The following is a 12,874-nucleotide window of genomic DNA, read 5'->3' on the forward strand; positions in this document are numbered from 1 at the left end:
GAGTGTGACTGTGTTCGACGACCTGCCGATCCTGCGGATCGCCGTACTCGGCCTGGCCTTGCTGGGCGTGCTGGCGACCCTGGCGGCCTACCTGTTGCCGGGGGTCAGGGTGTTGCGGTCCATCGCCGGCGTGCTCTGCATCATCGGCGCCGTGGTGGTCATCTTCTTCGTGTTCGACTCCTCCGAGGACGACGCGAGGGGGTACCTGGCCATCGTGGTCCTGCTCTCCGCGTTGATCATCGCGGTCCGGCCGGAGCGTAAGCCGAAGCCGCCGGCCGCGGCTCCTGCTGCTCAGCCCGCTGCGCCGGCGCCGGCCCGGCCCGGCTCGAACCCGTACCCGCAGCAGGAGTACGGGCAGCAGCCCGCGCCCTCGCCGCAGTCGGCGCCGCCGCAGCAGCCGCGGCGGGCGGAGCCGACCGAGGCGCAGTCGCCGCAGCCGCCCCAGCCGGGGCAGCCGCAGCAGACTCCGCCGGGCCAGCAGCCGGGGCAGGGTTACCCGCCGTCCGGCGGCTGAGCGTCAGACGTCCCGGGTGCGGTACCAGTGCAGCCCGGCGACCGCGAAGACGATCACCCAGGCCGTCACGGCGGGAACCGCGGCAGGCAGCGGAAGATAGCCCGGCGTGCCCGGGACGGACAGCCCGGCCAGGCTCTCGATCAGGGCGCCGGGCATCCAGCGCGGCACGGTGTCGCCCCAGGCCGGCGGCAGGAACTGCGCGACCAGCACCGGCAGCAGCGATCCCAGGAACAAGATCAACACCGTCGGCGTGGTCACCCGCAGGGCGCCGCCGAGGAACACCGCGAGCAGCCCCCAGATCACCAGTTGGGCGGGGATGAACACCAGCACGACCCGGAGCAGCCCGGGTTCGCCGATCGACAGCGCCGGATGCCCGGTCAGGGTGAGCACGCCCTGGGTCAGCCCGAAATTGATCAGGGACGTGACGATCCCGATGATCAGGCCGCCGGCGGCGACCAGGATCGCCTTGGCCAGCAGCACCCGGTTCCGGTCCGCGGTCGCCGCGAAGGTGTAGTTGATCATGCCGTTGCGGAACTCGGCCGCGGCGAAACCGGCCGCGAAGAAGGCGTAGGCCCAGACGCCGAACGTGCTGCCGAAGAACAGGATCTCGTACTTCCCGCCGCCGTCGACGGCCTGATGCCGGGCCAGCACGTCGGCGCCGCCGAACGCGGTGACCAGGGCGGTGATGCCGAGCGACAATCCGACGGTGATCGCCAGGACGGCGCGCAGCGTCCGCGAGTGGCGGACCTTGATCAGTTCGGCGTGCAGGGTGGTGATCATCGGGCGGCCTCCGTCAGCGTGTGGTCCTGGGTGAGGGTGAGGAAGGCGTCCTCGAGGCCGCCGGTCCGGGACAGCTCGACGAGCGGGATCCCTTCGGTGAAAGCGATCCGGCCGATCTCGGCCGGGTCCAGTCCGGTCACCGCGAAGGTCCCCGGCCGGTCCGTCCCGATCGTCGCGTACGGGCGCAGGGCCTCGGCCAGCCGGTCGTTGTCGGCCGAGCCGACCCGCACCGTGGCGGAGGCCGCGACCAGGTCGGCCAGCGACTGGTCGGCCAACAGGCGGCCCTGCCCGATCACCACTGCCCGGTCCGCCAGCAGCTGCACCTCGGTCAGCAGGTGGCTGGAGACGATCACCGTACGGCCCTCGTCGGCGAGCCCGGCCAGCAGCTCGCGCAGCCAGCGCACCCCGGCCGGGTCGAGCCCGTTCACCGGTTCGTCGAGGACCAGGTTGGCCGGGTCGCCGAGCAGGGCGCAGGCCAGGCCGAGCCGCTGCCGCATGCCGAGCGAGTAGGCGCCGATCTTCCGGCGGCCATGATCGGCGAGGCCGACCAGGTCCAGCACGACCGGGATCCGGGCCGGGTCCAGCGAGGCGGCCGCGGCGAACCAGCGCAGCTGCTGCTCACCGGTCAGGTGGTCGGGCAGCGTGGTCGCGTCGAGCAGCGCCCCGACCGTCCGGGCCGGCGTCGCCAGCTCCGCGAACCGGGCGCCGTCGATGGTGGCGTGGCCGGTGGTCGGGCCGGTCAGGCCGAGCACCATCCGCAGCGTGGTCGACTTGCCGGCGCCGTTCGGGCCGAGGAAGCCGGTCACCTGGCCGGACGGTGCGGTGAAGCTGAGGTCGCGCACCGCCCAGCGCTCTCCGTACCGCTTGCCGAGTTCCGTGACTGTGATCATGATCGACAGCGTGCCGGTCCGGTCCGGCCGTGTTACAGCCCCGAACGGACCGACCGGCGTTCCGTTCGTCGGTGCCGCGCTGCGACGTCGGTACGCCTACGGTGGGGCCATGCACCTGCAGCCGGCGCAGCGCCAGTCCGAGCAGCGGGTCCGGTTCGACTGGGGGCCCGCCGGCGCCGACGCGATCGTCGCCGGAGCGGACTATGCCGTGGTCGTCGACGTGCTGTCGTTCACGACGACGCTGACTGTCGCGGTCGAGCGCGGGATCGCCGTGTATCCGTACCTCTGGAAGGACGAGCGCGCCGCCGGCTACGCGACCGAGCGTGCCGCGGTGCTCGCCGTGGGTCGGTTCGAGCAAGATCAACTCACGGCCCCGGTGAGCCTCTCGCCGGCGGCGATGGCGACGGTCGCCGGCGTGGAACGCATCGTGCTGCCGTCGCCCAATGGCTCGGCGATCTCGTTCCGGCTCCGGGACTCCGGCGCGACGGTGATCGGTGCCTGTCTGCGCAACGCGGCCGCGGTCGGGCGCTGGCTGGCTCCCCGGCTGGCCGGCGGCGCGACCGTGGCGGTCGTCGCGGCGGGGGAGCGCTGGCCGGACGGGACGCTGCGGCCGGCGGCCGAGGACCTGTGGGGCGCGGGCGCGGTGCTGGACGGTTGCCGCGCCGTCGGGCTCGGCGCAGAGGCGGCGGTCGCGGCGGCTGCGTATCGGGCGGTCCGGGACCGGCTGCCGGCTGCGCTCGCCGACTGCGCGAGCGGCCGGGAACTCGTGGCGGCCGGCTTCGCAGCCGATGTGGCGCTCGCGGCCGAGACCGACGTCAGCGCCGTGGTCCCGGTGCTGACCGGCGAGGCGTACCTTCCGGCGCGGTGAACCTACTTTCGTACGGTTGTCCCGTTCCGCGCCGTTCCCTAGTGTGAACGAGTGATCAAGCGGGTCTACACCCTCGGCCTCGCCGTGCTGACCGTGCTGTCGTCGGTCACGGCGATGTTGATCTTCCCGCAACTCGACCCGCTGACCGGGGTGATCGGCCTCCTGGTGCAACTGGCCGGGGTCGTCGTGGTCGGCTACCTGCGGCCGCCGTTCGCCGGGCTGGCGCTGCTGCTGGTGACGGTGGCGGCGTCCTGGCTGCCGACCGGCTGGCAACTCGTGTACGCCAACCAGCTGATCGTCTGGATCCCGTTCGCCGCCACGATCGCGAGCAATCGGGTGATCACCGAGTCGCGCAGCCGACCGGAGTTGATCTTGGGGCTGCTCCCGCTGCCGCTCTGGGGCCTGGTCACGATCGGCAACGGTGAGCTGTCGCCGACCACGGTGCTGGCCGGCATCGCCCCGGTGCTCGGCGGCCTCTGCTTCGCGCTGCTGAGCCGGCTCCAGCAGGCACGGAGGGACCGGCTGGCCTCGCTCGAGCAGGAGCGCCGCGCGGCCGAGCGGGAACGGCTGCTGGCCGACCTGCACGATCTGATCACGCACCGGATCACCCGGGTCGTGCTGCGTTCCCGGCAGCTGGCGGCCACCACCGAGCCGCCGACCCGGGACGGCCTGACCGAGATCGAACGGACGGCCACGGAGACCCTGACCGCGCTGCGGGACTACCTCGCCGCGGCCCGTCCCGGCGAGCCGAGCCAGACCGACCACGGTGCCAGCCCCGTAGCAGCCCTGCGCAGCGAGTTGGCCGGAATCGTCGCCGAGGAACAGGGCATCGGGCGGGCGGTCACACTGGCCGCCGCCGACGATGACGATCACACCATGATCAGTTCCGCGGTCCGGAGCTGCCTGGTCCGGGCGGTCCGTGAGGCGCTGACGAACGCGGCGAAGCATGCGGCGGGTGGTGCGGTTGCGATCGGACTCGGCACCGGCCGGGGCCGGATCCGGCTCTCGGTGATCAACGAGGCTCCGCCGGCGGGGCCGGATGCCGCGCTGCACAACTCCGGCTCCGGCACCGGCCTGCGCGGCCTGGCCAGCCGGTGCCAGTTGCTCGGCGGCGCACTGACCACCGGCCCGGAGCCGACCGGCGGCTTCTCGGTCCGCGTCGATCTTCCGGCGACCGAGCCGGCGGCGGTGTCCGGATGACCGGCCTCACGGTGATCATCGTCGACGACGACCCGTACGTGCGCGACTACCTGGGCGACGCGCTCGGCAAGGTCGACGGGATCGAGGTGGCCGGCGTCGCGGCGGACGGTGCCGAGGCGGTCGATCTGACGATCCGGACCGGACCCGACGTGGTGCTGATGGACATCCGGATGCCCGGTGTGGACGGGATCGCTGCCACCCGGGAGCTGGTCGCCCTGGATCCGCCGCCGGCGGTGATCTTGATGACCGCGCTGGACACCGATGAGGCGCTGCTCGGCGGACTGGCCGCCGGCGCCCGCGGCTACACGATCAAGACCGCACCGGTGGCCGCGATCAGCGAAGCCCTGCGGGCTGCCGCGGCCGGCACCGATGTGCTGTCACCCGAGGCCACTCGGCGGCTGGTCGCGCTGGCCAACGGCCCGAAGCCGGCCACGTCGCCGCTGCTCGACGATCTTGGTGACCGGGAGCGGGAGGTGCTCCGGCTGATCGGCGACGGTGCCTCGAACGCCGTCATCGCGCGCACGCTGTACCTGGCCGAGAGCACCGTCAAGGGCCACGTGTCCCGGCTGATGACCAAGCTGGACTGCCGGAACCGGACCCAGCTCGCCGTCCTCGCGCAGCAGCTCGGCTGAGTCAGGGAAGGGCGAGCCAGCCGAACTGGATCCGCCAGTGACCGCCCTCGGTGAGGTGGTCGAGAACGGCCTGTTCGAGCCGGGTCCGCGGCCGCAGCGTCGCCAGATCGCCCGGTTCCGGGGTCTCGAACACCCAGCGGACGGTCTCCAGGTCACCCGGGTCGGAGTCCTCGGTGATCATGAACCGGCGGCCGAACCGGACGATGTTGGACTCGGCCGGCAGCCGGTCCGCGAGCTGCGGATCGAGCAGCCAGGAGCGGCAATGGCCGATGATCGGGTCGAGTCCCGCGTACTCGTCGGGGAAGTGCCGCCGGAAGAACGGGGCCGTCCGGGCCAGCGACGCGTCGCACTCCGCCGGGTCGAGCCGGCCGCCGATCGGGATGTGCACGCTCAGCCCGGGCTCCCCGGCCGGTCGTCCGGCGGCGGCCCCGGCGACCGGTCCGACCGGCTCCCGGCGGTAGTCGAGCCGGCCGAGCCGGAAGATCAGGCCGCGCCAGACGTCGATCACCCAGTTCGGCCCGTCCAGGCCGCCGGCGCCGAAGATCCGGCGGTGCCGCTCCAGATTGAGACTGAGCGCGTTCAGCGAGTGGGCCGAGATCGCGTCCGGCACCCCATGATCACGATGGTCGCGGATGACCTCCTCGATCACCGACAGGCACGCGTACGCGACGAAGTAGCGGGCGGCCGGGCCCCAGCCGGCCGACACCTCCGGCAGCGCCGGGCGATGATCATGATCACCGATCGAGGCGGCGATCGCCTCGCCCGCCCGTACGATCTCGTGCACGATCCCCGGATCGGACGGGAAGGACGCGACGAGTTCGGCGGCCTCGGCGGCCGGCACCCCGAGCCAGTCCAGCCGCGCCGTCACCCAGTCGGGCGTCACGCGACCAGCCCCTTCCTGGAACGAGGTACGTCGGACCGGAGGACCACGATGATCGGCGGCATGAGCAGGAGCGTGCCTGCCGGCCCCGGATTCCGCAAGGACGGATGACCGCCCGTGGTCGGCGGTTCTTATTCCTTGTTGGCGTACTGCTCGAGGTTGCTGGTGTCTCCCTTGGCCAGATCCTCGAACAGGGCCTTGGACTTGTCCTTGTCCCAGATCATGGCCGAGCCGGCGGAGGTGGAGGCGTTGGCGTCGGAGATCGGGACGGTGAGGGTGATCCCGCCGCCGTTCCCGGTCAGCGTGCGCATCGCCATCGCGGCCCCGAACAGCTCGCCGAAGGTGGTGTCCTGGCCGAGAGTGACGGCATCGGAGCTCGCGGTCATCAGCGACCAGTACCGGACGGGGTTGAGGAAGGTGGCGGGCCCGGCGGCCTTCTCGGCGACGGCGCTGATCATCTCGCGCTGCCGCTCCATCCGGCCCAGGTCGCCGCGCGGATCCTTGTACCGCATCCGCACGTACGCCAGCGCGGTGGCACCGTCGAACGGCTGGCAGCCCTTCTTCACGTTGAGCTTGCTCTTCTTGTCCTTGAGGTCCTTCGGAACGCACATCTCGATGCCGCCGACGGAGTCGATCACGTTGACGAAGCCGCCGAAGCCGACCTCGAGATAGCCGTCGATCCGCAGCCCGGTGTTCAGCTCGACGGTCTCCTCGAGCAACTTGGGGCCGCCCCAGGCGTACGCGGAGTTGATCTTGTGCTTCTGGCTCTTGCCGGGCACCTCGACGAACGAGTCCCGCGGCACCGAGATCAGCGCCGACCGGCCGACCGGCGGCATGTAGAGGATCATGATCGTGTCGGTCCGCTGTCCGGCGGTGTCGCCGGTGCCCAGCCGCTTCTGCTCCTCCGGGGTCAGCCCCTCCCGCGAGTCCGAGCCGACCAGCAGCAGGGCGGTGCCGGGCTGCTCCGCCGGCCGCTCTCCGCCGGGCTCGTTGTCCACCCGGTCGATCCGGTTCCAGGCATAGATCGGTCCGGCGATCAGGCCGCCGATCAGCAGGACGACGACCGCGATGACGACCAGGGCCACGATCCGCCCGGTCCGCCGCTTCTTGGGTCGGGCACCCGGGCCGCCGGGGCCGCCGGCCCGGCCCGGGCCACCAGGAGCGCCGGGACCACCGGGACGACCCGGACCGGCCGGCTGGACCGGGGGAGCGGGCTGCACCGGCTGTCCCTGGAGCGGTTGCCCCGGGTACGGCTGCGTGGGCCGGCCGGGATAGGGCTGCGCGGGAGCCTGGCCGGGCTGCGCCTCGGACCGATACAGGGGCAGGTCCGGGTCGGTGTTCTGCTCGGCCGGCGGCAGGGCTCGCGTCTGTTCCGGCTCGGAACCGGACTTCCCGTCGCGGCCGTAAAGCCAGTCGAGGTCGTCTTGACTAGGCGGCATAACAGATGAGCGTACCCGCCGAATTCAGCCGTCCGGATCGGCGCGCCTGCGTGCGTTCACGGCCACATGAACGAATACTGAACGGCGATCTGCCAATGCGGGCTACCTTCGGCAGAAAGGGATCAGGTGTCGGATACTTCCCCGTTCAGACGCCAGGCCTCGGGACCTACTCCGGACGGCGTGGGCCGCGCCGGCGATCGGATCAAACTTCGCCGTGGGCTGACCTACCTCGGGATGACCCTCGTGCTCCCCGGCTCGGCGCAACTCGCCGCGGGCAACAGGAAGGTCGGCCGGATCGCGCTCCGGATCTGGGCCGTGCTGTGGGCTCTGATCGCGATCGCGGTGCTGCTGGCGATCTTCTGGCGCGGGCTGGCCATCACCATCTTCACCGCCGACCCGGTGCTCCGGGTGGTGCAGGTGCTGCTGATCGCGGTCGGCATCGGCTGGGCCTTGCTGCTGCTGGACGCCTGGCGGCTGTCCCGGCCGCCGGAACTGGCCCAGCGGCACCGGCTCGGCTTCGCGCTCGCGCACCTGGTGCTGGTGGTGCTGATCTGCGGCGCGCTGTTCGCGACGGCCGGGATCGTGTCGTCGCAGCGGACGCTGATCGCGGGTGTCTTCGCCGGCGGCGGCAGGACCGAGGCACAGGCCGGCCGGATCAACGTGCTGCTGCTCGGCGGCGACGCCGGGAAGAACCGGGTCGGGCTTCGGCCGGACAGCCTGACCGTGGCCAGCATCGACGCCGAGACCGGGCGGACCGTCCTGTTCAGCCTGCCGCGCAACCTCGAGGACGTACCGTTCCCGGAGGGCTCGCCGCTGCGGGAGAAGTTCCCGAAGGGCTTCGGCTGCCCGGACCACTCCTGCATGCTGAACGCCGTCTACACGTACGCGACGGACCACAAGGAGCTCTACCCGGGCGTCAAGGATCCCGGCGTCCAGGCCACCAAGGAGGCGGTCGAGGGCGCCACCGGGCTCAAGATCAACTACTACGCGATGGTCGACCTGAAGGGCTTCGAGGCGCTGATCGACGCGGTCGGCGGGATCACCCTCGACGTGCACAAGCGGGTGCCGATCGGCGGCGGCTCGTCGCGGATCTTCGGCTGGATCGAGCCCGGCGACAACGTGAAGATGGACGGCTACCACGCGCTCTGGTTCGCCCGCTCCCGGGAGGGCTCGTCGGACTACGAGCGGATGGCCCGGCAGAAGTGCGTGATGAACGCGATGCTGAAGCAGTTGGAGCCGCTCACCGTCCTGTCCAAGTTCAACGAGATCGCCAAGGCCGGCGAGGAGATCGTCGAGTCCGACGTGCCCGCCTCGGAGATCGACAAGCTGCTCGGCCTGGCCCTGAAGGCGAAGGAGCAGAAGATTGCCAGCGTCGCCTTCGTACCGCCGCTGATCCACTCCGGCAATCCCGACTTCGGCGTCATCCGGGGTACGGTCGCGAACAAGATCGCCGTGGCCGAGAACGCCGATCTGCCCAAGGACCAGCGGACCCCGCCGCCGCCCGTCGTCCCGGACCGGCCGAAGCCGTCGCCGACGAAGAAGGCCGAGCAGAAGTCCGACGACGACGCCAAGAAGCCGAAGCCGGACACCGATGATCTTGGCGAGATCTGCTCGACCAACTGATCGACTCGCCCAACCCCGGCTCGGTGGGCAGAATAGGCGGGTGACTTCAGCCATGCCGTCCCCGGAAGCCGTGGACCAAGATCATCCCGGGGTCAGCGTCGTGATGCCCGTCCTGAACGAGGAGCGCTATCTGGCCGCCTCGGTCGGACGCGTCCTGCAGCAGGACTATCCGGGCGAACTCGAGGTGATCCTCTCGGTCGCGCCGAGCCAGGACCGGACCGCCGAGATCGCCGCCGAACTGGCCGCGTCCGACCCTCGGGTGCAGGTGGTGGACAACCCGGCGGGGAAGACGCCCGCCGCGCTGAACGTCGGCATCGCGGCCGCCAAGTACGACATCGTGGTGCGGGTCGACGGCCACGGCGAGCTGACCGACCACTACATCGCCCGCGCGGTCGAGGTGCTGACCCGGACCGGCGCGGCCAACGTCGGCGGCGTGATGGACGCGGTCGGGGAGACGGCGTTCGAGCGGGCGGTGGCGTACGGCTACAACAGCCCGCTCGGGCTCGGCGGCTCCACGTTCCACCTGGAGAACTCGCCCGAGGGCCCGGCCGACACCGTCTATCTGGGGGTCTTCCGCAAGGCCGACCTGCTGGCCGTCGGCGGCTTCGACGAGTCGATGCACCGGGCCCAGGACTGGGAGTTGAACTACCGGCTCCGCAAGAGCGGCCGCGCGATCTGGTTCTCGCCCGACCTCAAGGTGACCTATCGGCCGCGGTCCAGCCTGGCCGCCCTGGCCAAGCAGTTCTACGAGACCGGGAAGTGGCGCCGCGAGGTCTGCCGGCGGTATCCGGAGACGGCCTCCCGCCGCTATCTCGCGCCGCCCACGGCGGTGGCCGGGATCGCCGGCGGCAGCCTGCTCGGGCTGCTCGGGCTGGTCACGCCGGCCGGCTGGCTGAAGCTGGGTTTCCTGGCCCCGGTCGGCTACCTGCTGCTGGTGCTCGGCGGTGCGCTGGCCGCGCCGAAGTCGCTCGATCCGGCCGCCCGGGCGCGGCTGCCGCTGGTCCTCGCGGTGATGCATCTGTGCTGGGGTGCCGGGTTCATCGTCGGCCTCCGTACGCCGCCGTCCGAAATGTCAGGACAAAATCGTTGACAGGCTGATCCGCGCTGCATAGCGTCGGAGCGCGCCGCCCGTCACGCCGTGAGGAGAAAGCAGTTGGAGCGATCGGTGGACGAGGTGCTCACCTTCGGCCGGAGCGGCGTCGACATCTATCCGCAGCAGATCGGGGTCGGGCTGGAGGACGTCCGGACCTTCGGCAAGTTCCTCGGCGGCACCACGGCCAATGTCGCGGTCGCCGCGGCCAGGCTGGGCCGGGAGGCGGCGATCATCACCGGGGTCGGCGACGACCCGTTCGGGCGCTACGTCCGGCAGGAGTTGCGCCGGCTCGGGGTCGACGACCGGCACGTGGTCACCAACGCGGAATATCCGACGCCGGTGACGTTCTGCGAGATCTTCCCGCCGGACGACTTCCCGCTCTGGTTCTACCGGCGCCCGACGGCGCCCGACCTGCAGGTGCGTCCGGACGACCTCGATCTCGACGCGGTACGGGCCGCGGGCGTGATGTGGCTGTCGGTGACCGGGCTCAGCGAGCAGCCGAGCCGGGACGCGCACTTCGCCGTGCTGGAGGCCCGGCAGCGCAAGCCGATCACGGTGCTCGACCTGGACTACCGGCCGATGTTCTGGGACTCGCCGAAGGCGGCCCGGGAGCAGATCGCCAAGGCGCTGCCGTCGCTGACGGTGGCCGTCGGCAACGCGGAGGAGTGTGAGGTCGCGGTCGGCGAGACCGACCCGGACGCGGCGGCCGACGCGCTGCTGGACGCGGGCGTCGAGCTGGCGATCGTCAAGCAGGGGCCCCGCGGGGTGCTGGCCAAGACCCGGACCGAACGGGTGGTCTCGCCGCCGATCATGATCACGCCGCTGAACGGGCTCGGCGCCGGAGACGGGTTCGGCGGTTCGCTGGCCCACGGGCTGCTGGCCGGCTGGCCGCTGGAGAAGGTGCTGCAGCGGGCGAACGCGGCCGGGGCGATCGTGGCTTCCCGGCTGGAGTGCTCCACCGCGATGCCGACGGCCGCCGAGATCGACACGCTGCTCGACGGCGGCGATCCCAACGCAGACAGGAATCTCGGGAAGGAATGATCATGGGAACCACGCGGCTCACGGTGGCTCAGGCGCTGGTCCGGTTCCTCTCGGCGCAGTATCTGGAGGACGACGGCGTCGAGGAACGCTTGATCGCCGGCTGCTTCGGCATCTTCGGCCACGGCAACGTCGCCGGTCTCGGCCAGGCACTGCTGGAGTCCGAGTTGAAGGATCCCGCGCTGCTGCCGTACGTGCTCGGCCGGAACGAACAGGCCATGGTGCACAGCGCCGTGGCGTACGCGCGGATGAAGAACCGCCGGCAGACCTGGGCGGTCACCACCAGCATCGGGCCGGGCGCGACGAACATGATCACCGGCGCCGCGCTGGCCACGATCAATCGGCTGCCGGTGCTGCTGCTGCCGGCCGACTCGTTCGCCACCCGGGCCGCCTCCCCGTTGTTGCAGGAGCTCGAGTTGCCGGGGTCGGGCGACGTCAGCGTCAACGACGCGTTCCGCCCGGTGTCGAAGTACTTCGACCGGGTCTGGCGGCCGGAGCAGCTGCCCGCGGCGCTGCTCAACGCGATGCGGGTGCTCACCGACCCGGTCGAGACCGGTGCCGTCACGCTGTGCCTGCCGCAGGACGTGCAGGCCGAGGCCCACGACTGGCCGGACGAGCTGTTCCAGCGGCGGGTCTGGCACCTACGCCGGCCGGCGCCGGAGTCGGCCCGGCTCGAGGCCGCGGCCAAGATCATCGCGGCGGCCGAGCGGCCGGTGATCGTCGCCGGCGGCGGCGTGATCTATGCCGGGGCGACCGACGCGCTGGCCGCGTTCTGTGAAGCGACCGGGATCCCGGCCGGACAGACCCAGGCGGGCAAGGGAAGTCTGGCCTACGACCATCCGCAGAGCCTCGGTGCGATCGGCGCCACCGGCACCACGGCGGCCAACACGATCGCCCGGGACGCCGACGTGGTGATCGCCATCGGCACCCGCTACTCCGACTTCACCACCGCCAGTCGGACCGCGTTCGCGAACCCGGACGTGAAGTTCGTCAACCTCAACGTGGCGCCCATCGACGCGATCAAGCACGCCGGGCTGGACGTGATCGGTGATGCCCGGGAATCCCTGCTGGCGTTGACCTCCGCGCTGAACGGCTACCGGGTGTCCGACGCGTACGGGAGCTTGATCACCGGGCTGGCCGACGAGTGGGAGCGGACGGTGTCCGCCGCCTATGCCGCCGGGCCGGGGGAGGGCGGTCGGTTCAGCCAGAGCGCCGTGATCGGTGTGGTCAACGAGCTGTCCGAGCCGCGCGACGTGCTGGTCTGCGCGGCGGGCTCGATGCCCGGCGAACTGCACAAGCTGTGGCGGACCCGGGACCCGAAGGGCTACCACGTCGAATACGGCTATTCCTGCATGGGGTACGAGATCCCCGGCGGCATCGGCGTCCGGCTGGCCTGCCCGGACCGGGACGTGTTCGTCATGATCGGCGACGGGTCGTACCTGATGCTGCCGGGCGAGCTGGTCACCGCGGTCCAGGAGAACCTCAAGCTGATCGTGATCTTGGTGCAGAACCACGGCTTCGCCTCGATCGGGGCGTTGTCGGAATCGGTCGGCTCGCAGCGGTTCGGCACCCGCTACCGGCAGCGCACCGAGTCCGGCCGGCTGGACGGCGAGCTGCTCGGCGTCGATCTGGCCGCCAACGCAGCGAGCCTGGGCGTGGCGGTGATCAAGGTCGCCGACCGGGACGAGTTGATCACCGCGATCCGGACCGCGAAGGCGTCGTCGTCGAGCACCGTGATCCACGTCGAGACCGACCCGCTGCTCGGGGCGCCGGACTCGGACTCCTGGTGGGACGTCCCGGTCAGCGAGGTGTCCGCCCTGGACAGCACCGCGGCCGCGTACGACGTGTACCAGAAGGAGAAGGGGAACCAGCGGCCGTACCTGCGGCCGACTCAGTAGGACTCAACCCAACGTCAGG

12 protein-coding genes are annotated in these 12,874 nt (G+C 71.4%); 8 read left to right on the forward strand and 4 right to left on the reverse strand.

Translation table 11 applies throughout. The features are described from left to right. Positions 1 to 4 precede the first annotated feature (4 nt). Positions 5 to 514 carry a hypothetical protein gene (locus AC6CCG_RS22780; protein ID WP_496656986.1) on the forward strand — a complete coding sequence of 170 codons (510 nt, stop codon included), beginning with the start codon at positions 5 to 7 and terminating at the stop codon, positions 512 to 514. Between the two features lie 3 nt (positions 515 to 517). Here AC6CCG_RS22780 and AC6CCG_RS22785 read toward each other — a convergent pair whose 3' ends face one another. Then, positions 518 to 1,294, reverse strand: coding sequence for a hypothetical protein (locus tag AC6CCG_RS22785; RefSeq protein WP_496656988.1), 777 nt, complete (start codon positions 1,292 to 1,294; stop codon positions 518 to 520). After that, complete coding sequence (locus tag AC6CCG_RS22790) at positions 1,291 to 2,184, reverse strand: ATP-binding cassette domain-containing protein (protein WP_496656990.1); 894 nt, start codon at positions 2,182 to 2,184, stop codon at positions 1,291 to 1,293. Before AC6CCG_RS22790 ends, AC6CCG_RS22785 begins: the two co-directional genes overlap by 4 nt. Here AC6CCG_RS22790 and AC6CCG_RS22795 point away from each other — a divergent pair. Genes AC6CCG_RS22795 through AC6CCG_RS22805 form a run of 3 tightly spaced genes read left to right on the forward strand, consistent with a single transcriptional unit; the run spans position 2,183 to position 4,884 of the window. Next, the gene (locus AC6CCG_RS22795; protein ID WP_496656991.1) at positions 2,183 to 3,052 is read left to right on the forward strand and encodes a 2-phosphosulfolactate phosphatase; all 870 of its coding nucleotides are present in this window, start codon (positions 2,183 to 2,185) and stop codon (positions 3,050 to 3,052) included. The genes AC6CCG_RS22790 and AC6CCG_RS22795 overlap by 2 nt on opposite strands. Before the next feature lie 51 nt (positions 3,053 to 3,103). Continuing rightward, positions 3,104 to 4,252, forward strand: coding sequence for a sensor histidine kinase (locus AC6CCG_RS22800; protein WP_496656993.1), 1,149 nt, complete (start codon positions 3,104 to 3,106; stop codon positions 4,250 to 4,252). Then, entirely contained in the window at positions 4,249 to 4,884 is a 636-nt protein-coding gene (locus AC6CCG_RS22805; RefSeq protein ID WP_496656994.1) for a response regulator, read from the forward strand. Before AC6CCG_RS22800 ends, AC6CCG_RS22805 begins: the two co-directional genes overlap by 4 nt. Position 4,885: 1 nt before the next feature. Here the strand turns inward: AC6CCG_RS22805 and AC6CCG_RS22810 are convergent, their stop codons facing one another. Together AC6CCG_RS22810 and AC6CCG_RS22815 are read right to left on the reverse strand one after the other, a co-directional pair. Beyond that, positions 4,886 to 5,767 (reverse strand): acyltransferase domain-containing protein, encoded by an 882-nt coding sequence (locus AC6CCG_RS22810; protein WP_496656996.1) that lies wholly within the window; start codon positions 5,765 to 5,767, stop codon positions 4,886 to 4,888. Positions 5,768 to 5,895: 128 nt separating this feature from the next. Continuing rightward, the gene (locus AC6CCG_RS22815; protein ID WP_496656997.1) at positions 5,896 to 7,203 is read right to left on the reverse strand and encodes an LCP family protein; all 1,308 of its coding nucleotides are present in this window, start codon (positions 7,201 to 7,203) and stop codon (positions 5,896 to 5,898) included. Positions 7,204 to 7,437: 234 nt separating this feature from the next. Here AC6CCG_RS22815 and AC6CCG_RS22820 point away from each other — a divergent pair, with 234 nt between their 5' ends. The 4 genes from AC6CCG_RS22820 (at position 7,438) to iolD (ending at position 12,855) form a co-directional block, all read left to right on the forward strand. After that, positions 7,438 to 8,826, forward strand: a complete 1,389-nt coding sequence (locus AC6CCG_RS22820) for an LCP family protein (RefSeq protein ID WP_496656998.1) — start codon at positions 7,438 to 7,440, stop codon at positions 8,824 to 8,826. Positions 8,827 to 8,878: 52 nt separating this feature from the next. Beyond that, positions 8,879 to 9,916 (forward strand): glycosyltransferase family 2 protein, encoded by a 1,038-nt coding sequence (locus tag AC6CCG_RS22825; RefSeq protein ID WP_496657435.1) that lies wholly within the window; start codon positions 8,879 to 8,881, stop codon positions 9,914 to 9,916. A 63-nt stretch (positions 9,917 to 9,979) separates the two neighbouring features. Beyond that, a complete protein-coding gene (gene iolC / locus AC6CCG_RS22830) occupies positions 9,980 to 10,960 on the forward strand; it encodes a 5-dehydro-2-deoxygluconokinase (RefSeq protein WP_496656999.1) in 981 nt (326 codons plus the stop codon). Further along, on the forward strand, positions 10,957 to 12,855 hold the full coding sequence (iolD, locus tag AC6CCG_RS22835; RefSeq protein ID WP_496657000.1) for a 3D-(3,5/4)-trihydroxycyclohexane-1,2-dione acylhydrolase (decyclizing): 1,899 nt from the start codon (positions 10,957 to 10,959) through the stop codon (positions 12,853 to 12,855). Before iolC ends, iolD begins: the two co-directional genes overlap by 4 nt. The last annotated feature ends 19 nt before the right edge of the window (positions 12,856 to 12,874 follow it).

The organism is Microlunatus sp. YIM B11417, from assembly GCF_059617205.1.

Coding starts and splice junctions, on each gene's coding strand:
- AC6CCG_RS22785 (WP_496656988.1), bottom strand. CDS start 1,294: ATGATCACCACCCTGCACGCCGAACTGATCAAGGTCCGCCACTCGCGG.
- AC6CCG_RS22795 (WP_496656991.1), top strand. CDS start 2,183: ATGATCGACAGCGTGCCGGTCCGGTCCGGCCGTGTTACAGCCCCGAAC.
- AC6CCG_RS22790 (WP_496656990.1), bottom strand. CDS start 2,184: ATGATCACAGTCACGGAACTCGGCAAGCGGTACGGAGAGCGCTGGGCG.
- AC6CCG_RS22805 (WP_496656994.1), top strand. CDS start 4,249: ATGACCGGCCTCACGGTGATCATCGTCGACGACGACCCGTACGTGCGC.
- AC6CCG_RS22815 (WP_496656997.1), bottom strand. CDS start 7,203: ATGCCGCCTAGTCAAGACGACCTCGACTGGCTTTACGGCCGCGACGGG.
- AC6CCG_RS22820 (WP_496656998.1), top strand. CDS start 7,438: ATGACCCTCGTGCTCCCCGGCTCGGCGCAACTCGCCGCGGGCAACAGG.
- AC6CCG_RS22825 (WP_496657435.1), top strand. CDS start 8,879: ATGCCGTCCCCGGAAGCCGTGGACCAAGATCATCCCGGGGTCAGCGTC.
- iolD (WP_496657000.1), top strand. CDS start 10,957: ATGATCATGGGAACCACGCGGCTCACGGTGGCTCAGGCGCTGGTCCGG.